Origin of the sequence: Marinicella meishanensis (assembly GCF_019931145.1) — a bacterium.
Taxonomy (GTDB): Bacteria; Pseudomonadota; Gammaproteobacteria; order Xanthomonadales; family Marinicellaceae; genus Marinicella; species Marinicella meishanensis.
In genome coordinates this window covers 124,413-144,954 of sequence record NZ_JAIOUV010000008.1, presented here as the reverse complement: position 1 = coordinate 144,954, position 20,542 = coordinate 124,413, and the positions used below count along the sequence as shown (strand labels likewise).

Annotated in this window: 15 protein-coding genes; 8 read left to right on the top strand and 7 right to left on the bottom strand. The window is 50.3% G+C overall.

The annotated features are described in order from the left end of the window. Positions 1 to 17 precede the first annotated feature (17 nt). Positions 18 to 758, top strand: a complete 741-nt coding sequence (locus tag K7G70_RS14110) for an SOUL family heme-binding protein (protein WP_223789304.1) — start codon at positions 18 to 20, stop codon at positions 756 to 758. Positions 759 to 848: 90 nt separating this feature from the next. Next, positions 849 to 2,420, top strand: a complete 1,572-nt coding sequence (locus tag K7G70_RS14105) for a winged helix-turn-helix transcriptional regulator (protein ID WP_223789303.1) — start codon at positions 849 to 851, stop codon at positions 2,418 to 2,420. On the opposite strand, the gene K7G70_RS14100 is transcribed toward K7G70_RS14105, so the two are convergent. After that, positions 2,417 to 3,496: a serine hydrolase domain-containing protein gene (locus tag K7G70_RS14100; protein WP_223789302.1), complete on the bottom strand. Its 1,080-nt coding sequence runs from the start codon at positions 3,494 to 3,496 to the stop codon at positions 2,417 to 2,419. The genes K7G70_RS14105 and K7G70_RS14100 overlap by 4 nt on opposite strands. A 384-nt stretch (positions 3,497 to 3,880) precedes the next feature. Here K7G70_RS14100 and K7G70_RS14095 point away from each other — a divergent pair, with 384 nt between their 5' ends. The 3 genes from K7G70_RS14095 (at position 3,881) to K7G70_RS14085 (ending at position 8,987) form a co-directional block, all read left to right on the top strand. Continuing rightward, entirely contained in the window at positions 3,881 to 5,941 is a 2,061-nt protein-coding gene (locus tag K7G70_RS14095) for a TonB-dependent receptor plug domain-containing protein (RefSeq protein WP_223789301.1), read from the top strand. A 108-nt stretch (positions 5,942 to 6,049) separates the two neighbouring features. Next, positions 6,050 to 6,514: a YfiR family protein gene (locus K7G70_RS14090; RefSeq protein ID WP_223789409.1), complete on the top strand. Its 465-nt coding sequence runs from the start codon at positions 6,050 to 6,052 to the stop codon at positions 6,512 to 6,514. 37 nt (positions 6,515 to 6,551) lie between these two features. Next, positions 6,552 to 8,987 (top strand): bifunctional diguanylate cyclase/phosphodiesterase, encoded by a 2,436-nt coding sequence (locus tag K7G70_RS14085; protein ID WP_223789300.1) that lies wholly within the window; start codon positions 6,552 to 6,554, stop codon positions 8,985 to 8,987. A 56-nt stretch (positions 8,988 to 9,043) separates the two neighbouring features. On the opposite strand, the gene K7G70_RS14080 is transcribed toward K7G70_RS14085, so the two are convergent. The 4 genes from K7G70_RS14080 to K7G70_RS14065 form a co-directional block, all read right to left on the bottom strand. Further along, positions 9,044 to 9,532, bottom strand: a complete 489-nt coding sequence (locus K7G70_RS14080) for a hypothetical protein (protein ID WP_223789299.1) — start codon at positions 9,530 to 9,532, stop codon at positions 9,044 to 9,046. Beyond that, entirely contained in the window at positions 9,529 to 10,578 is a 1,050-nt protein-coding gene (locus K7G70_RS14075) for a threonine aldolase family protein (protein ID WP_223789298.1), read from the bottom strand. The genes K7G70_RS14080 and K7G70_RS14075 overlap by 4 nt, the downstream gene beginning before the upstream one ends. 26 nt (positions 10,579 to 10,604) lie before the next feature. After that, positions 10,605 to 12,068, bottom strand: a complete 1,464-nt coding sequence (locus K7G70_RS14070; protein WP_223789297.1) for a S8 family serine peptidase — start codon at positions 12,066 to 12,068, stop codon at positions 10,605 to 10,607. A 126-nt stretch (positions 12,069 to 12,194) separates the two neighbouring features. Continuing rightward, positions 12,195 to 12,482: an ion channel gene (locus K7G70_RS14065; RefSeq protein ID WP_223789296.1), complete on the bottom strand. Its 288-nt coding sequence runs from the start codon at positions 12,480 to 12,482 to the stop codon at positions 12,195 to 12,197. Positions 12,483 to 12,776: 294 nt separating this feature from the next. Here K7G70_RS14065 and K7G70_RS14060 point away from each other — a divergent pair, with 294 nt between their 5' ends. The 3 genes from K7G70_RS14060 to K7G70_RS14050 are packed head-to-tail and all read left to right on the top strand — an operon-like array spanning position 12,777 to position 19,367. Further along, entirely contained in the window at positions 12,777 to 15,146 is a 2,370-nt protein-coding gene (locus tag K7G70_RS14060; protein WP_223789295.1) for a TolC family protein, read from the top strand. Further along, complete coding sequence (locus K7G70_RS14055) at positions 15,143 to 16,243, top strand: efflux RND transporter periplasmic adaptor subunit (protein ID WP_223789294.1); 1,101 nt, start codon at positions 15,143 to 15,145, stop codon at positions 16,241 to 16,243. Before K7G70_RS14060 ends, K7G70_RS14055 begins: the two co-directional genes overlap by 4 nt. A gap of 1 nt (position 16,244) precedes the next feature. Beyond that, positions 16,245 to 19,367 (top strand): efflux RND transporter permease subunit, encoded by a 3,123-nt coding sequence (locus tag K7G70_RS14050; protein ID WP_223789293.1) that lies wholly within the window; start codon positions 16,245 to 16,247, stop codon positions 19,365 to 19,367. A gap of 32 nt (positions 19,368 to 19,399) precedes the next feature. On the opposite strand, the gene K7G70_RS14045 is transcribed toward K7G70_RS14050, so the two are convergent. Together K7G70_RS14045 and K7G70_RS14040 are read right to left on the bottom strand one after the other, a co-directional pair. Then, on the bottom strand, positions 19,400 to 19,552 hold the full coding sequence (locus K7G70_RS14045) for a hypothetical protein (protein WP_223789292.1): 153 nt from the start codon (positions 19,550 to 19,552) through the stop codon (positions 19,400 to 19,402). 201 nt (positions 19,553 to 19,753) lie between these two features. Beyond that, positions 19,754 to 20,485, bottom strand: a complete 732-nt coding sequence (locus tag K7G70_RS14040) for a DNA-3-methyladenine glycosylase I (RefSeq protein ID WP_223789291.1) — start codon at positions 20,483 to 20,485, stop codon at positions 19,754 to 19,756. Positions 20,486 to 20,542 lie beyond the last annotated feature (57 nt).

Sequence of the window (20,542 nt, the reverse complement as noted above, 5' to 3'; positions counted from 1 at the left end):
TCCCAAAAGTGATGCCCATGTCTGTCCCTACCCCAATTCGCTCATTAACCGCCTTTTTGTTGCTGTGGCTCAATGTCATGTGGGCCACAGCCTTGGCCATTGAAGAGCCCGTTTACGCAGTGCTCGAACGCTCAGGTAAGATGGAGTTGCGTGCTTATGAACCGATGATCATCGCCGAAGTGGAGGTCAATGGCGACATGAAACAGGCTTCAAATCGCGGTTTTCGCTTGATTGCTGATTTTATTTTTGGCAACAACACAGTTGCTTCTGGTGTGGCTTCTGGCGTGACTTCTGGCTCTGGGGGTACAGGGGGCAGTGAAAAAATCAGCATGACCGCCCCGGTGACCATGCAACAACAACCGGCGCGGGCAGAAAAAATTGCCATGACCACACCGGTGACCATGGCCCAGGCCAACAATGAAGCCAATGACCAGGCCAATGATCTGGCCAATGGGCAAAATGACAGCCAGTGGCGCATGCATTTTGTGATGCCTCGGGAATACACCATGGCCACGTTGCCCACCCCCAACAACCCCCGGGTGCAGCTGCGTGAAATCCCACCCAAGACCTATGCCGTGATTCGTTTCTCCGGGTTCACCGGGGACAAAAAGGTGCAGAAAAAAACCGCAGAACTGATGGCATGGTTGTCAGCACAAAACTTGAGCCCAACCGGGCCACCGGAACTGGCCCGCTACAACCCGCCGATCACCCCGCCTTTTTTCCGCCGCAATGAGGTGATGATTCCGGTGAGCCCATAAACCAGCCCCGCCGAATCATGCCCAAAGGCATTGGTTTTCAAGCGGCAGATGGGGCACAATAGCGATTTGTTTTGAGTGATTCAAGCTGCCATGCCAGACCAAGCTGCTTTGTGGGTGACCGGTGATTTGTGGTTGGATGAAGTGGCGCAACAAGCCACCACCAAAGGGCGTGAGGTCCCTTTGTCGCCCTTGTCATTCAAGGTGCTGTTGGCGGTGGCCAAAGCCCATCCGCAGGCGGTCGATCACCAAACATTGATCGATCAAGTGTGGGGTGATGTGGCGGTCAGCCCGGAAACCGTGACCCAGCGCATGGCTTTGATCCGCAAAGCCATGAGTACCGCTGGCCTGGATCCAGCCCAATACATCCAGGCAGCCCGTCATCAAGGCTATCGCTGGCGCCAACCCCTGTTGCTTCGTCATCCACACAATAAACCCTGGCGCCTGCTGGGCTGGTCCTTGGCGGCGGCCTTGTTGCTGGGCTTGTTGCTTGTTGGTTGGTTTAACAGACCACCTGTTCCAGACCCAGTGCCGCCGCTTGCGGTCACTCAGGTTTCGGCCAAGGTGTCGGCCCAAGAACTGACCGATCAAGCCTGGGATTACCTGGATCAACACACCCATCAGTCCAGTCAACTGGCCGCGGGCTTGTTCCGCCAAGCCTTGGAGCTGGATGCCTCTGAGGTCAATGCCTTGACCGGGTTGTCCATCGCCTTGTCACACCAAGTCACCAAATTCAATCAACCGGACCGCTTGTTACAAGAAGCCAAACAGCTGGCCCAAAGGGCCACCGAGCTCAATCCAAGCCACGCGCAAGCCTGGGCCGCCTTGGCCTTCACCGATGATGCCTACGGCCACATTGATCAAGCCATTGTGGGCTATGAAAAAGCCATTGAACTGGCCCCAACGAACAGTTCAACCATCAGTTCAGTGGCCTATTTGTACGGCAAAAAAGGCCGCTTGGCCGACGCCCTGAAACGTTGCGTGTCGGTGTTGCACACCGATCAATTGTATTTGCACCTGCAGGTGGCGCAAATCATGGAGTTGTTGGGTTTTGCGGTGTTGGCTGAACAGTGGTATCACAAGGCCGATGTGCTGTCACCAGACAATGTCTTTGCCACCCATCAGCGGGCTCGCTTTTACTTGGCCCAAAATCAACCCGACCAGGCCATTGCGGTGATTGATCAAGCCATGCAACGGGGAGTGAAGCGGCCTGAGTTGCCGGTTTTGTTGGGCTTGGTGGCTTGGCAGGCCGGTGACCTGAGCCAAGCCGCTGAGCACTTTCAGGCGGCGCTGGCCATGGATCCAGAGCACAGTCAGGCCCAGTGGTTGGTTTGGGCTTTGCAGGCGCCAGCTCAGCAGGATGAAGCGGCCATTGCAGCGGCCTTGGCAGAACCCCAACAATGGCCCGATCAATGGGTCTACCAAGCTCAGTTCCTGGCCCAGCAAGGTGAACTTGAGGCGGCCATGGCACGCTTGCAACTGGCCCATGATGCCGGCTATCGGCATGTGGCTTGGCTGCATTGGTTGCCGCCGCTGGAATCACTGCGCGACAAGCCGGCATGGGTGGACTTGCTGCAGGTGATGCAGCAGGATGTGGGGCAACAACGGGCTGCGGTGATGGGTGCCGCCTGGTTGCCCCCAGGGTTTCTGGATCCGCAGTCCTAACGACCCAGCAGCACGGGAATCACGTGCTTGGTCAGGATTTCTTGGGATTGTCGGTGCATGTATGGGGTGTTGTAGGCGGTGCTGGTGATCACGACCTGAGCCTTGAACTCTGGAATCATGAACAGGTAATTGCCGCCATTGCCGGCTGCGGCGAAGGTGGTGATGGTTTGATCATTGACCGTGAAGTCATTGATCCACCACAGGTAACCATATTCAATGTCACGTTCGGCATCGATCACCGCGCGGCGTTGGAACGAGGCGTTGATCCAAGCCGCATTGAGCACCGTTTGGCCATTGACTTGGCCTTGGTTCATCATCAATTGACCGATTTTGATCCAGTCTCTTGAGGTCATGCGCATGCCACCGCCGCCATTGGTCACGCCCAACGGGGTTTGGCTGAAGACCGGTGGCGCGATGCCCAGCGGCTGGAACAGCTTGGTTTGCAGGTAGCCAGACATGGGTTGTTTGGTGACCCGTTCCACCACATCAGCCAGCAGTTGGACACCGCCGGTGCAATAAGAAAATGCCCGGCCATACTTGCGCTCAGCTGCGGGTTGCTCCCACGGCGGTATGCCCCGAATTGGCAGGCCCAGGATGAAGGCGCTCCAGTCTTCGATCAAATACATGCGCTCTTCCTGGCCGCGAGAGGCCGAATTCCAATCGTTGCACTCCAGCACGCTGCTCATGGTCAACAAGTCTTCGATGCGCAGGGCCGTTTTTCTGGGGTCGGGGTTGCGCAGCGGTTGTTTGTCAGGGAACAAGGGCACGACCGTTTGTTCGACGCCGGTCAACAAGCCATCTTGGATGGCCAAGCCTATGGCCAAAGAGGTGATGGATTTACTGGCTGAGCGCATGTCATGTTGGGTGTTGGCATCGGCGCCATTGAAATACCGTTCATAGATCATTTGCCCTTGGTGGTTGACCACCACACTGGTCATTTGTTGATAAGTCTGGTCATTGATTTGCGCGGTCAGTTCATTGAAGGCTTCATTGGCTTGACCGGTGGACACACTGACCAAGAACATGGCGGATAACATCGTTTGGATGATGGGGGTATTGATGTAAGGGATTTTCATGATGGGCTCCTATTGAATGAACCCACAGCCTAAGTCAAAGGCCCAGGCACTGCATGAAATGGGCATGAAGAAATATAAAGATAAATAAAGGACTTGCCAGGCTGCCAGGATCGACAGGTTTGACGAGGACCCTGCCATGAAGCCATATGCTGCAGGGCTGATAGCCAGCGGATCAGCCAACTGCTGTTGATGAAATTTGTGTTAAACTGATGAGACAAGTGAGTGTTGGGCGCCGAAACATGCCTGCAATCGCCCCATTGGCTATCCAATAATGGGGTTCATTCATGCATGTCTTCGGTGATCGTATCTGTTTCAGGTATAGGGGGAAAGTGTGTGAAAGTGATAATGAATCGGTCTGGCCGCGTGCAGGCCATTGATGGCCTCATGATTCGAGCCTTCTTGTTGTGCTGGTTGGCCTGGATGGTCGCAGTGGCCAAGGCAGATGAAACCTCGATGGATGATCTGTTGAGCCTGAGTTTGGAAGAGTTGCTCAACTATGAAGTGTCGGCTCCCACCAAAGGCACCACTCGCTTGGCCGATGCGCCAGGTTCAGTATCGGTCATCACCTATGACCAAATCAGAAATTCGGGTGCCAACACCATTCCTGAATTGTTGCGGCAAATTCCTGGTGTACATGTGCGCTGGAATCCCATGGTCCAAAGCATCGAAATCAGAAGCTTCGGCTCCAACCCATTCACCAGTCGGGTGCTGTTGTTGATCGATGGCATTCCTTACAATTCTTGGAACAAGGGGGGCTTTCCACAGCATCCAGGCTTTGATTTTTTCAATTTAGAGAACGTCAAGCACTTGGAGGTGATCCGAGGCCCAGGCTCCGCTTTGTATGGTGAAAATGCGTTGAATGGTGTGATCAACATCGTGACCCTCACTGGCGAGGAGTATCGGCAAACCCGCTTCGCTTTGTTGGCCGGTGACCGTGACACCTTGTCGGCCAGTGTTTCGCATGGCTCCCTGTTGGGTGAAGCCGGCTCCTTATTCATTTCAGCCAGAACCGAAAGAACGCAATTACCCACCGCCTTCTGGGAAGGCAAAGAGGCCTCTGGAGAAGATTTTTTCATCAAAGCGATCTACCAAAATCTGCAGTTGTCTTATTACCGCAGACAAGATGATTTTGATGGATTCAGTGAATTGATTGTGCCACCCGATTTCAGTTTTTCCTCAACCACTGAAGTGGCACAAAAAATCAACATCATCACCGCCAGTTATGAACACACGGCAGACAATCAAGCCTGGTCTGTCAAAGCCAATGCCTCTTATGCCGATCGCGACGGCACCCATTGTGGTGGGTGCCACGCCGTGTCGCAAAATGAAGCATTCAATGGCACGATCGATCATGGTTATCAAAAGTTTTTCAATGCCCAGCTTGGCTGGCATGCCCTGGAAAACCATGATTTGACCATGGGCATTGAAAGTCGGCGGGTTTCATCAGGTGACAGTTTTGATCAAGTGATTGAAGCCCACATTGACGGGGCTGTTGACAGTTTCACCAAAAGTGCGGTCTTTGTCCAAGATCGCATGACCTTGAATGAAGACAAGACCCAGCTGGTGGCTGGGGTTCGATACGATGCCCAAACATCGCCTTCGTTGTTTGATGCCGAGTGGTTTCCAAGGATTGCGGTGGTGCACAAAGCGCTGGACGACTTGACCTTGCGGGCTGGTTGGAGCAGTGCCGCCAGGTACCCATCTTTTACCGAACTCTACCAGAACATTCGTTTTTTTGGCGCCCAATCACCCGCCGGTCAGTTTGCCTTTCCTCCCACCCATTTTCAGCCCAACCCAGACTTGATGCTGGAAAAGGTGGACAGCTTAGAAGTGGGACTGGAATATCGATTCAATGAACGATACCAGGGCAAGATTGACCTGTTTTACAACCAAGTCACAGATCCCATTGTGTTGACTTATGGTGCCGGGGTGATCGGTTTTGAAAATCACCCCAATGATGCCACAATCAAAGGACTTGAAGTTGAGTTTCGAGCCAAGCCCAGTTTGGCTTTGGACGCCTATGTCAATTGGTCTTACCAAAACAACACACAACAAGGCAATGCGTTGGACAGCAACGGCATGCCCATAGAGTTCACATATGCCCCAAAGCACAAAATCAACATGGGTTTGCAATATCAAATCACCGACAATTTGAAAACCATGGCCGAACTGAGTTGGCGAGATCGCAGCAGAGCCCCTCAGTTTTGGAGTGACATCGTGTTTGGTGATGGCTTACCCCATGATGTGGCTTCAAACACCCTGCTGAATGTCCGTCTCCGTTACCGCTTACCATTCGAGTTAAGTGGTACTCACCGGCCCTTGACTTTGAATGTGTACGTCAAAAACATGTTCGATGAAAAGCACACTGAAACCCTCACAGGTGTCGACGGTTCCGCCCTGGGTCGAGAATTTTTTGTGGGTTTTGATTATGAATGGTCTCATTAACCAGGTGCCAAGCACTTGATCACTTTTGACCCCAATCGATCATCGCTCATGCACCGTCAATCAGGCGGCAGATGGTGGCCTGTGTGTTTGTTTTGCATCTCTTGCTTGATGGTAAATCCGGCCGCAGCGGAAAATAATTTTGAAGCCAAACTCAAAGCCGCATACTTGGTCAACATTGCCAAATTCACCACTTGGGTTGATGCACCTGAATCCATTCACCTGTGTATTTTCAGCCAAGCCACGATCATCGATGAAGTGAGGAAATTGAATGGTTTTTCCGATGAACAATTGCGCGCCATTGAAGTGATTGAAGACCCAGTCAATTTGCAACAATGTCACATGTTGTATTTGGATGCCGCCACGTTCGATCCCAGTCAATCCAACCTCATTCAACAAGCCCATGGCGGCTTATTGACCATCAGTGACATGCGGGATGCGTTGAAAAACGATGTGGCGATTCAATTCTTTGTGCGCAACTTGAAACTGAGGTTTGCCATCAATCGAGCAGTGATCTCAAACAGTGAGTATAAGATCAGTTCAAAACTATTGCGTTTGTCGAAACAAATGGAGTGATGGGGTGTTTTCGAAACTAAAAATAAAACATAAATTGATGGTCATCAACATTTTTGCCACCCTATCTGTGGTGTTGGTGGTTGGGGTGTTTTGGGTGCAAGGTGGGGCCAGCAAAGCTGAGGAGTTTTTGTTGAACCGGATCAGCACTCAAGGTCAATTGGTGGCCAATAACAGCACTGCTGCGGTGATGTTTGAAGATTGGGAAGAAGTGGCGGTGATCATGTCGGCATTGGCAGAAGACCCAGCCATCACAGCGGTCCAAGTGATCCGAGGTGATCAGGTGTTATTCAACCGGATGTATCATCAACTGGATCCGATTGAAGGGTTCCATTTCTATGACTTGTTATGGCAGCACAATCACCACCGGTCATTGTCATTCCAAATTGACATGAGTCAGGTGTCAACCATTGTGATTCAGTTCCACGATGCGGAATTGCACGAAGCTTTGATTGATTCACTGCAAACCTTGTTGATGATGATGGCCTTGTCGGTTGCCATATCACTGGCACTTTCCATTTGGATGCAGTCGCATGTCACCAAACCGATTCAGCACCTGTCAGCCGTGGCCAAACAAGTCACCCAAACCAAAAGTTATGACACCCGAGGCATTTTTCACCACCCAGATGAAGTGGGACAGTTGACTGAGGATTTCAACGCCATGTTGGCTTTGGTGGCACAAAAAGATGCCCACATGGAAGACATCATCAGGCGCCGGACACAGTTATTGGAAGCGCGCAACAAAGAGTTGGGGATCCAAATTACTGAACGTGAAAAGTCAGAACAAGCCCGACAGGACAGCGAAGAGAAATTCAAACAGGCGTTTTTGAATGCGCCGATTGGGATGGCCTTGGTGAATGAAGACAAATCCATCATACAACACAACCGGGCTTTGGATCGAATGCTGGAAACCAATCAGCAGTCCATGATCCATCTTCAGGATATACTGGGTCCCAATTCGGCGCCCGATGTGGAACAAAACTTGGATCAATTGATACAAGGTGACATCGGCTTCTTTCAAAGGGAAGTGGAGTGCATGACCCCAACCGGCAAACTGTTGCATGCGGTGGTCAGCTTGTCAGCGGTGAAAAATTACCGGGGTGATTTTCTGTATGCAGTGTTGCAATTCCAGGACATCACTGAATCCAAGCGGTTGTCGGCAACCTTGGAATATCAGGCCAAACATGATGTGTTAACCGGCTTGGCCAATCGGCGTGTGTTGAAACAACACGTCAATGATGTCATTGCGCAAGATGGACCCAAATCGCATGCTTTGTGCTTGTTGGATTTGGATCAATTCAAAATCGTGAATGACACCTGTGGTCATGCGGCTGGTGATGAGTTGCTGCGGCAGTTGGGACAAGTGCTGAGCCAAGAAATGCGGCCCAATGATTTGGTGGTTCGTTTGGGTGGCGATGAATTTGCGGTGGTTTTCGCTGATTGCGACCACAGCATGTTGGTACAACTGGCAGAACGATTGCGGCAAGTCATTGAACATTGGGAGTTCAACTGGAACGGGCAGGTCTTCCGGGTTGGGGTCAGCATCGGTGCCGTGATCATCGATGAATTTGCCGCATCTTATTCAGTGCTGATGCAACAAGCCGATGCCGCCTGTTTCATCGCCAAAGACATGGGGCGCAACCAGGTTTACATCACCGCCGGCGAAACCGATCAAAACATCACTGACCGACAAGGAGAAATGCGGTGGGTGCAAAAAATTCATCAGGCCATTGAACAAGACCAATTCACCTTGTTCGTCCAGCCAGTGAATGACTTACAAACCCACAAGGCGATCAACAAACATGAAGTGTTGTTGCGCATGAACAATGGTGGAGAATCTGACTTGGTGCCGCCAGGTGCTTTCATTCCGGCCGCTGAAAGGTATGGATTGAGCGGTAAAATTGATCGTTGGGTGGTGGTTCACTTGATCCAAACATTACAACACAACCCGGAACTGCTGCCCGGCGAATACTGGGTGAATTTGTCAGGGCTCAGCCTGGGAGACTCTAATTTTTTGGCATTTTTGGAACAGGTGATCAACGATTCTGGATTGCCCCAAGGTACCATCAATTTCGAGATCACTGAAACCGCCGTGATGCAAAACATAGGCTTGGCCAGCACAGTCATGAATCGATTGATTAAGCTGGGGTGTCGGTTTGCCCTGGATGATTTTGGCAGCGGAATTTCTTCGTTTGGTTATTTGAAACAGTTGCCCGTCAGTGCCGTGAAAATTGATGGCATGTTCATTCGTGATGTGCTGACGGATGAAGTGGATTTGATCTTTGTGAAGTCTATCATCGACATCGCCAAAGTCATGGGCATCGAAACCGTGGCAGAATTCGTTGAGTCTGACGACATCAAATTCAAGCTGATTGAAATCGGGGCCGATTATGGACAAGGTTTTGCCATTGGAAAACCGCAGGAACTCAGTCAACTTTTGGACTCAGTAGCCAACACATCAGTTGACAAGCACTGATCCCATCTGATCATTTCATTCATGCAGAGAAATCGAACACAGTTCATGATTGGTTATCAACCATTCAAGCCCATGATGGTGAGCAGCATGGCCACCACCAGGGTGTTGATGCGCCATTTGAGTCGCCACAACCAGGCGGCTTGGGCTTCAGTTCTGGCCACTTGCCAGTCCAGTAAACTGGCGACCAACCAACAACAAGTCAACAAACCCACACCCAATAAATCGGCGTAGGACTGTTGGCTGAACCAGGCCACTGGCAGCAGCGAGAAATAAGCCAGTATCAGCCCGGCGGTGGGGCTGCGGTGCAGCAACCAGCCGATTTGTATGCCCACCGACAGGCACAGCAACATGGCACCATAACTGTGGGCATAGATGTAGGCATTGATGTGGGCAAAGCTCATGGGCATGCCGGTGAAGCCCGACCAGTCCCAATGCTTGTGCATGGCCAACAACACAGCCAACAACAAGGGCAAAGTGCTCAAGTAGGCCAGCCAACTCAGGGGGCGGGCATGTTCTTGGTCGGGCTGAAGGTTGGGCTGGTTCATGCGGGGCTCGAAGGGCTGGCCAATAATTCACGAAAGAAGGCCACCAGCTCAAAAGTTTTGATGGCCTGGTGTTCACGGCCGACCTGAATCTCGGTGAACAAGTCATCGCTGTCGGGCACCGGGGCAAAGGGTTTACACGGCTGCATGTCGTGTTCCCGACACAGGGCCTTGAGTTTGTTGTTGATCGGGTACAAGTCGCCTTGGGTGCGAATTTGAAAGCCATTGGTTTGGGGGCTGTCGACTGTCAGGGCATCAATGGCTTGTAAAGCCTGAGCGATCTCTTTGGCGCGCGCCACCCAATGGGTGATTTGTGGCAGGTTGTGATCAAAGCCCTCCAAGGCCGTGATCAAGGTCGGAAACGTGCACCACAGGTTGGAGCCCAGGCGGTCTCGCCACACCTGACAGCGTTGCAAAAAGTCACTGTCGGCGGCCAGCACCGCACCCGACAAGGCACCAATGCCTTTGTACATGGACACGTACACACTGTCGAACAAACGGGCGATGCCTGCCCAGGCATGGCCATAATGGGGCGATGACTCCCACAAACGGGCGCCGTCCATGTGCAGCATGACTTGGTTTTCGTCACACCATAGGCGTATTTTCAACAACTCATCCCAGGCCGTGAGTTTGAAGCCCGCACGCCGCAGTGGCAGCTCAATGACCAGCACCGCCACCGATTCGGGGTGCTGACTGATGTCTGCCAGGGTCAAAGGTCGGTCCGTTTCTCCCACCATCACCCCTTGCAAGCCCATCAAAGCCTGATAAGCGTCTTGTTCATCAAACACGATGTGTGATTGGGGGTGCAGCATCACCCGGTTGTTGTGTTGGGCTTCGCAATGGGCTTTCAAAGCCGCCATCTGACAGGTGGTGCCTTTGTTGAAATACATGGCATCGGGTTTGCCAAGCAAAGCCGCCACCCGGGTTTCCAGCTCATCCAACAAAGGACCTTCGTTGTAGCTGTCAGGATCATACTGACTGTACTTGGACTGGCTCATCAATTGTAACCAATGTTCATGGCTGTGTTTGTGCATGCCCAAGTAACGCATCAGATCCTCATGGCTTCATCCAGTGGTTATTCAAAATCGGTGATGAAGATCAGGTCCAGGGCATAATTGACCGCCGCCAAGGCATCAATGCGGCCGTGACCATAGGTGTTGTTGGGCACCGCTGAACCAGGGATGCCGCCACAACTTTGGTTGGTGGTTTTGGGCACCGCGGTGCGGGTCATGATGTGTTCCAAGAGTTTGGGGTTGCCGCCCAATTCGGGTTTGGCAGAGATCAACAAGGCGGCCACACCGGCGACATTGGGTGAGGCCATGCTGGTGCCGCTGAAAGTCGAGTAACCACCGCTGTTGTTGGCCGATCGGACCGAAGCACCGGGTGCGGTGATGTCGGGCTTGGGTCGGCCTGAGCCGTCAACGGTGACGTTGCCACGGCTGCTGGAAAAAGCGATTTCATCACCCGAGGTGGTGGAGCCCACCGTGAAGCTGGCGTCATAGATGGCCGCTGGGGTCGACACGCTGTTACAGCCTGATCCGCTGTTGCCGGCTGAGGTAACCACCAAAATGCCGGCGGCCACCACGTTCTCCACCACCGGCATCAGCACCGCTGGATCGGTGCAGCCTTCACTGCTGGGGCATCCCCAGGAATTGTTGATGATGTGCGGTGCCATGGCCGGATTGGGGTTGTTGTCCGTCAAGTCAGTGGGGGCCAAGAACCATTGAAAGCATTCGGTGTAAGTGGCGGGCGTGCCATCACCCACATTCATGTTGCGACAGCCGATCCATCGGGCATCTGGCGCCACGCCAATTTGATTGCCGTTGCCATCGTCGCCCAGCACCGTTCCCATGGTGTGGGAGCCATGGCTGTGATCATCACACGGTTCATTGCCACAAACCACTGTGGGGGAGCCGATGCTGTCATGCCAGTTGTAATTGTGGTCGGCATTTTGCCCGTCCCAACCCCGGTATTTGTTGATCAAGGCGGGGTGTTCCCAGTCGTAACCGGTGTCTTGTCCGGCGACCACCACGTTTTGGCCAGTGTGGCCCAAGGCCCACACGTCGGGGGCGTTGACCATGTTGACGTTCCATTCAATGGCAGTGGGGCTGTCCACGGCGGTGGCTGTAGGGGAGCCCGGTTGCGGCAAATCCATGGCAATGGGCTCATTGCTGAAGGCCTTGGCCACCGAATCAAAAGCCAAAATAGCGGGGATTTTGGCTGCTGGCGCGGTGATCAGCACATCGTTGCTGATCCAGAATGATTGGAAAGGAATGCCTTGTGCTTTGAGGTGGTCCAACAACGGTTGTTGTGATGTCTTGGCTACGGATTGCAACTGGTTAATGACTTGATTGATTTTTTCAATCCGGTCTTGGCTGGTGGGTTGGGTCAAAGGCGGGCTGTGTAAGCGCAGGATCAACTCCACTTCACCATCGCCATGAATTTGGCTGAGCAGTTTGCCCGATACCTTGTCCTGCCAGTCAGCGGCTTGCCCAGCCAAACTCCCCATCATCATGCCCACGGCCAATGTTTTTTTCATGGATTGTGATCCTCTTGTAAACGCGATTAATGATGATAACTGACCACAGTCTTGGCTGCAATCGATCCGAGTCAATTAGCGGCATAAATCGACTGACTTCCAAGCAAAACCAGCATGACTTAAATTCTAATTGAAGCGGTTGTGTGCCCCACGCTCGGTAAAAAAGATACCGATCAGTTTGATGAAAAATGCCGTGCTGACACCAAATAAAATCAATCCTCCGATGGCTTCGAAACCGCTGAGAAGTTGGTGTTCCGCAGACAAAGTTAGGTCGCCATAGCCGAGTGTGGTGGCGGTGACGGTAGAAAAATAGATGGCTAGGGAAATGTCATTGAATTCACCCAAACGCCAATAGGCCCATGCCCATAACACGATTTCAATGACATGAATCAATATGGTGTACAACACAGCCATGGCTTAAAGTGTGATTTTTTTCAGCATCAACCAATTGCCTGCATGGGCCTCAAACCATTGGGCTGCTTTTGTTAATAGGTGACTCAAGAGCATCAATGCCATCACATGAAAGACCACACATGCGGTTATCAACAAGGAGCCTACCAGGTATTGGTTAGAAAACATATGCGTTGCGTCTGATAGGGAATGGATTCATGAATGGTCAAAGGATCAGCGATGTCAATTTATTATGCCATAAATAAACATGCAGACTTGGCTATAATGTTGAGTCAATTACCAATTGAATACCGATCCATGATTAGACACATGATTCTCTTGCTGGTGATGATATCGACATCATTCAGCAGTTTGGCCAAAAACACTTACGACATCGGTTTCATGGTTGACAATCGTTCCAGTGAAACCGATGTGTTGTTGCAAAAGCTGCAAAATGAAATCACTGCAGTGGTTGGTGAAGATGCCAACATCCGCTTTCCTGCCGATCAAATGTATGTGAATAACTACCAGTTGTCACAGGCACAACAGCACTACCAGCAGTTGTTGGATTCACCGGTTGACATCATCATTGCTTTCGGGGTCATCACCAATGAGGTGGTCAGCAAACAGACCGTTCATCGTAAACCGACCATTTTGTTCGGTGCGATCAATCAGGACTACAATGACCTGGACATCACTCAGAAGACTTCTGGGATTAAAAACTTCACTTATTTGATCGAATCTGAGTCATTCAAAGAAGATTTGAGCAAGCTCAAACAACTGACTGACTTCAAAAACATTGGCATCGTGGTGGACGCCGGTATTGTGCAATTTTTACACCTAAAAGACACGTTTGGTCCGGTGTTGAATGATCTGAACTCTGATTATCAAATCATTGCCTACCAACAAGTCAATGACATCGTTGATCAGCTGGTCGGCATCGATGCCCTGTATCTGGCAGGTGGTTTTTTCTTAAAACAAGACGAAGTTCAATTGTTGGCCAATGCATTGGTTGAACACAAAATTCCTTCATTCACCATCAACGGGGTCGAACAAGTCAAACTGGGCATCATGGCCTCCCATCAGGCTGCTGGAGACATTGACCAATTTTTTCGTCGGATTGCCTTGACCGTTGATGACTATGTATCAGGCACGCCGCTGTCCCAAATGCCGGTGTTCATTGATTATACTTCACAACTGACCATCAATTACAACACCGCTGAAGCGATCGGCGTACCCATCAAATACAGTTTATTGGCAGACACAGATTTTGTGGGTGAGTTTCACAATGTGCTGTCAGAGTCCAATTACAATTTGATTCAAGTCATTGAACAAGTATTGGACAAGAATTTGTCGTTGGAAGCGGCCAGAATCAATGTGGATTTGGCAGCACAAAACTTGGTCACCTCCAGAAATAATTACAAACCCAACATCAGCACCTCTCTCAGTGGCACTTACATCGACCAGGACTTGGCCGCCATCAGCAACGGATCCAATCCCGAATATTCCAGTGCGGGTAATTTGACCATTTCTCAAACCCTGTATTCGAATGCGGCCAATGCCAACATTTCGATCCAAAAAAGCTTGTTGCAAGCCCAACAAGAACAATTCAACACCGAAGAATTGGACAGCATTTTTGCAGCCATCAATGCCTATTTCAATGTGTTGATTTTAAAAACCAATGCCCAGATTCAGTTGTTGAATTTAAGGTTGACCAAAGACAACCTCAAGCTGGCCCAGCAAAGCTTTGAAATCGGTCAATCCGGCAAGTCCGATACCCTGCGATTTCAAAGTGCCAAAGCACAAAACACCCAAGCGATGGTGGAAGCATCGAATCAACTGGAACAAGCTTACATCCAATTGAACCAACTGCTGAACAACCCGATTGACTTCGAAATAGACATCAAAGATGTGCAGTTGGATCAAGGTGTTTTTGAAAATTACAACTACAACCTCTTGACTGAATTGTTGGATGACCCAGCCCTCAGGAATCCATTCATTGAATTTGTCATCATGAAAGCCAAACAGAATGCCCCTGAGCTCAAAGCCTTGGCGCATAATTTGGCGGCGGCTGAAGCAGAAATTACGCTGAATGGTAAACGCCGGTTTTTGCCGACAGTGGCTTTGCAAGGGCAATACAACAAAACCTTTGACCGCAGTGGTGCTGGCAGCGAACCACCCATCGGTGGCTCGTTCCTGAATGACAATTACACCGTTGGCTTGTCAGTTTCTGTCCCCTTATTCAGTCGCAATCAATTCAACACCGATCTGCAAGCGGCGATCCTGCGACGAGATCAACTGGATGTGAATATAATCAACACCGAACAAAGCATCGATGTGAACATCAGAACCGGGGTGTTGCGTTTGGTCAATGAAATGTCCAACATCCAATTGTCCGAAGTGTCAGAACAAACAGCCAAAGAATCATTGGATTTGACCATGACCTCCTACACCAACGGTGCGGTGAATATCGTGCAACTGATCGATGCCCAAAACAACTACATCAATGCGCAATTGGCCAAAGCCAATGCGATTTACAACTTTTTACTGAATGCCTTACAACTCGAACGTTCATTGGGTTATTTCTTTTTCTTGAACAGCCAAGCGGAAAATGAGGCTTTCAAAGCAGAATTCTTTCAATACCTCAATCGAGACGCCACCCAATTAAGGGAGCCAAACCGACCATGAAGCACATACCACACACCCTCACAATCACCGCCATTACTTTGATGTTAACTGCATGTGGGGAGGAACCCATCAAAGAAGAGCCCGTCATTCGACCTGTGTTGTACCAGCAAGTTAATTTTGCCGGTGGAGACAAACAACGAACCATCAGTGGGACTTCCATATCAGACCAAGTCATCAAGCTCAGTTTTCGCAGCAACGGCATCTTGTCCGAGTTGAACATGACCTTGGGTCAAAAAGTGGCCAAAGGCGATTTGTTGGGCAAACTGGATAACATCCAAGCCCAACTGAATTATGAAAATTCTATCTCGGCCAAGAACGCTTCAGAGTCCAGAATGAAAACAGCCAAACTGAATCTGGATCGCATCAAAGCCCTGTATGAAAAAGGGGGGTCTTCATTGAGCGACTTGGAAGCGGCCAAAGATGTGTATCGAACCGCACAACAAGACTACAACTCGTCCTTGCGCAATGTGGACATCCAGAATGACCAAATCAATTACGGGTATTTGTACGCTTCTGCTGATGGCGAAGTGGCTTCGGTCAATGTTGAATTGAACGAGAATGTCAGTGCCGGTCAAGTGGTGGGTACTTTGAACTCTGGGACCCAAATGGACATTGCCTTGGGCGTTCCTGAAAGCATCATCAACGACATCCAAGTGGATATGCCCGTGGATGTCAGTTTTGTGTCCTTGGGAAACCAAACATTTGCCGGGGTGGTCAAAGAATTGTCCCCTTCGATTGATGCCAGCACCAGCACCTATCCTGTGGTGGTGAATGTACTGGAATCCAGTTCAGAGATTCGTTCAGGGATGGCCGCTAATGTGCGCTTTACCTTTGCATCTGACAACGCGTCCAATGTGGAACCCAAATTGTTGGTTCCGGCCAAAGCCGTTGGTGAAGATGCCAATGGTCAATTTGTGTTTTTACTCGAGCAGCAAGGCGAGAACCATGTGGCCCGCAAACAAGCCATCACCATCGGTGCCTTGACCGCTGAAGGATTTGAAGTCACTGCTGGGTTATCCAATGGTCAATTGATTGCCACAGCCGGGTTGCAAACCCTGCTGGATGGCCAAATGGTCAAACTCAAGGCTGGACAATAAGATGAACTTAGCGCAGCTGGCGATTGAGAAAAATCGCATCACTTTATTGGTGCTGTTCAGCATCATCATGATGGGCATGGCCATCTATTCAACCTTATCCAGAGACAGCATGCCACCGTATACGGTCAGGGTGGCTTCGGTGGTTTCGTCTTTTCCTGGTGCCAGCCCTGAACGGGTTGAACAGCTGGTGACCGATAAAATTGAACAAGTGGCGCAGGAACTGCCTGAACTCAAAGAGGTGAGCAGCACCTCAAGAACTGGATTGTCAGTGGTTTCGGTGTCGTTAAAAGATGAAGTGAATGCCAAGGATTTACAAGCGGTGTGGGACCGTTTGCGGCGTAAGTTAGAAAACATCGAAGGTTTACCCGAAGGCGTGGATCCTGATTTGAATGATGATGGTGTGGGTGATGTGTATGGCATTGTGGTGGGCCTGACATCTGATGGCTTCAGTTATGCGCAGATGAAAGAATATGCCGATGACATCCGTGATGACTTGATCAAAATTCCAGAGGCGGCCAAAGTAGAGTTGGGTGGTTTGCAAGAGGAGCGGGTTTTTGTTGAATTCAACAACGCCAAACTCAATGAATACGGTTTAACCGCCAACATGTTGAAGAATTTCATAGCGGCCACCAACATCGTCAGTTCGGGGGGGCAAATCAATCTGGGTGATGAGCGTGTCATTCTGGAACCCACCGGTAATTTCAATGACGTGGCAGACATCCGTGATCTATTGATCCCGGTCGGTGAGGGTGGTACCCAATTGATCCAATTGGGTGACATCGCTCAAGTCAGCCAGTCTTACATTGATCCACCGGTACAAATCGTTTCCTTCAACGGACAACGGGCTGTGACTTTGCATGTCAACCTCAAAGCCAATGCCAATGTGATTGATTTGGGGGTTCAGGTGGATGCCACCATTCGCCATTGGCAAACCCAACTGCCCATCGGTTTGGAGTTGTCGCGAGTTTCCTCAATGGATCATTACATTGATGTAAAGATAGATGATTTTGTGGTGAACTTGATCCAAGCCATTTCGATCGTATTGTTGGTGATGTTGTTGTTCTTGGGCATCCGAACCGGTTTGATCATCGCCAGCTTGATTCCGATCGTGACCATCATGACATTGATGTTGATGGGGGTGATGAACATTGGTTTGAATCAGGTGACCTTGGCGGCATTGATCATGGCCTTGGGGATGTTGGTCGACAATGCCATTGTGGTGGCCGAAACCATCATGGTCAAAATAGAAAATGGCAAGCAAGCCAAATCAGCAGCGGTTGAAGCTTGCAGTGAGTTGTTTTTGCCCTTGCTGATTTCAACCTTAACCACTTCAGCGGCCTTTTTGGCCTTTTACATGTCGCCCACCACCATGGGTGATATTGTTGGGCCGATTTTTGTGGTGATCAGCATTGCCTTGTTGTCATCATGGATCATTGCACTGACTGTGATTACCTTATTCTGTTACCTGTTTTTGAAAATCGATGCCAATCAACCCCAAGTGAGTTGGGTCGATCGCATCATCCTGCGCTTGAAAGGCCTATACAAGTCGGTCATCCTCGTTGCATTGAACCACAAAGTGACCGTGGTTGTGGTGGTTTTTGTGCTGTTCATTGGCGCATTGAATGGATTCAGATACATTCAATTCCTGTTTTTCCCTGACAGTGACCGCAACATGATCACCGTAGATGTGAATTTAGCGGCCGGAACCAAAATAGAATCCACTGCAGCGATTGTCAATGCCATCGAAGCCTACATTGCAGATGAATTGTTGGTCACAGAATCCCGAACGACCGGCATTGTGGACTGGTCCTCATACATCGGCAAAGGACCAGAATCCTATGATTTGGGCTATGCCCAAGAAGAGGCCGATTCCAGTTATGCCCACATCCTGATCAACACATCAACCTTCGAAGTGAACAATGTCATGATTGCTGCCCTGGATGATTTCAGCTTTGATGCGTTCCCTGATGCCGAAGTCAAGGTGGGAGTCTTGGCCGGTGGCGGTGGCGGTCTACCGATTGAAATCAAGGTGTCAGGAGATGACCCAGACCAATTGGCCATCATTGCAGAAAGCATCAAGCTGCAGTTGTCGAAAATTGCCGGTACCAAGAATGTCAAAGACGACTGGGGACCCAAAAGCAAAAAGTTTCTTATAGACATTGACCAAAACCGTGCCCAAGCGGCTGGCGTGACCAGTCAGGACATTGCCACGTCACTGAAAACGGTGTTGGATGGATTCAAAACCGGCGAATACCGTGAAGACAATAAAACCATCCCCATCATCATGCGCTCGGATGTCAATCAACAACAAAGTCTGGCATCTTTAGAGACCTTGAATGTGTATGCCCAATCATCGGGTCGCAGTGTGCCGCTGTTACAAGTGGCGCAAATCATTCCTCAGTGGCAGTATTCCAAAATCAAGCGATTGGATTTGGAACGCACCATCAACATCACCAGCAAACTGACTGCCTCCGGCAATGCTTCAGCCATCACCGCCGAGATCACCCCCTGGTTGGAACAACAACAAAATGATGTTTGGTCCGAAGGGTATGTCTTTAAGTTGGGTGGTGATGCCGAACAAACCGCCGAAAGCATGGGGTCTGTGATCAGTTACTTGCCTTTGTCAGGATTCATCATTGTGCTGTTGTTGATGATCCAATTCAATTCCTTTCGCCATGTGGGCATGGTCTTGTTGACCATTCCCCTGGGAATCATTGGGGTGACTGTTGGTTTGTTGATCTTCCAAGAACCGTTTGGGTTCATGCCGTTCTTGGGTGTGATCTCATTGGCAGGTATTGTGATCAACAATGCCATCGTGCTGTTGGATCGCATTGGCATTGAGCAAAAAGAGGCGGGAAGGACCGTCAATGACGCCATTGTGGTGGCTTGTCTACAACGCTTCAGACCGATCCTTTTGGCTACTTTCACCACGGTGCTTGGTTTGATTCCGTTGTACTTAAGCGGCGGTGAAATGTGGGAAGGCATGGCAGTGAGCATCATGGTGGGCTTGTTGTTTGGCACCTTGATTACCTTGATATTTATCCCGGTTTTGTACAGTTTGATGTATCGATTGAGTTTCGCCGGCTATGTATTCAATGAACAGTTATTGACTGATAATGATTGATCAATGATCAATGCAAAGGACTGATCTTCAGATCAGTCCTTTGCTGAAGGGTTGGTTGGTTTCTTTTTATCAAAAGTGATGGACAGAACGATCACCAACAGCATCACCACATGCACCGCGATGATGCTGAACATCAACATTTGTTGGGCATTTTGACGGTGTAAACCGACGATGTGCGCTATCACGGCATTGCCCTGGCAACAGACTTCGTCTTTGATGGCGTCAATTTGTTGGTAGATACTGCCTTAGAAAGTGGCTTGGGCTTTCATCATGTAGTAATTGATCAAGGCAAAGCCAGCATAAACCACCATGGCACCCGTCTTTTCTTTTTTGCTCAGCGGACGATCCACATAGATGATTCTTCCAATCTTGTCAGAAGTCTGTCATCAGGCACTTCCAGCCTTGAATTTGCTCATTTGCTCTTTGATGCCGGCAACTGGGTAGTTTTCCCCGCTTGAATAGGCCGCAATGCGGCTCAGGTGGGTGTAGGGCAGATTGGTTTCTTCGTGCCAGGTGTTGAAGGCCAATTGCACCTGGGTGAGGTCCCGTTTGGAGGTGGGATGGTCATGGGTTTCATAGCCCGCCCATTTGACTGCTTGGATGGTGTCGTGGGTGGTGGTGAAACAATCCTTACCGACGTATCGCAAGAACCAAAAGCCGGTGTTGCCGCCCAATCTGGAGCCGTGTTTTTTCAGGTAAGCCATCAAGCCGATTTGGTCCGAGCATGGCCACTCAGCGATGAATCGGGCAAAACTGCCGTGTTCTTGGGCGGTGAAGTGGACAAAACTGGCGTTTTCCATCAGGGCTTTGATTTTTGACCAGTTGCGCACCACACGGGTGTCCTGAACATAGGCTTCCCATGCTTCAGGTGGCTTGAATGCCAAGCGCTGTACATCAAATCCATGAAAGGCCTCTTCGAATTGGGGCCATTTGTTTTCGATCACGGTCCAATTGAACCCGGCTTGGTTGATGGCTTTGCACATCATGGCCAAAAACCGGTCATCGCCTTTTTGGGCCAACTGTTTGGCGCTGGGCACTTTGGGCAGCAGTGATTGTAAAACGGCATCCCCGCCTTTGCGGGCGGCGGCCATGGCGTGAATTTCGGCAAAAGGTTTCATGGTAAGATCAATGTGTTGATGATGGGTGGTCAGTAGATTATCGCACATCAGCCATGA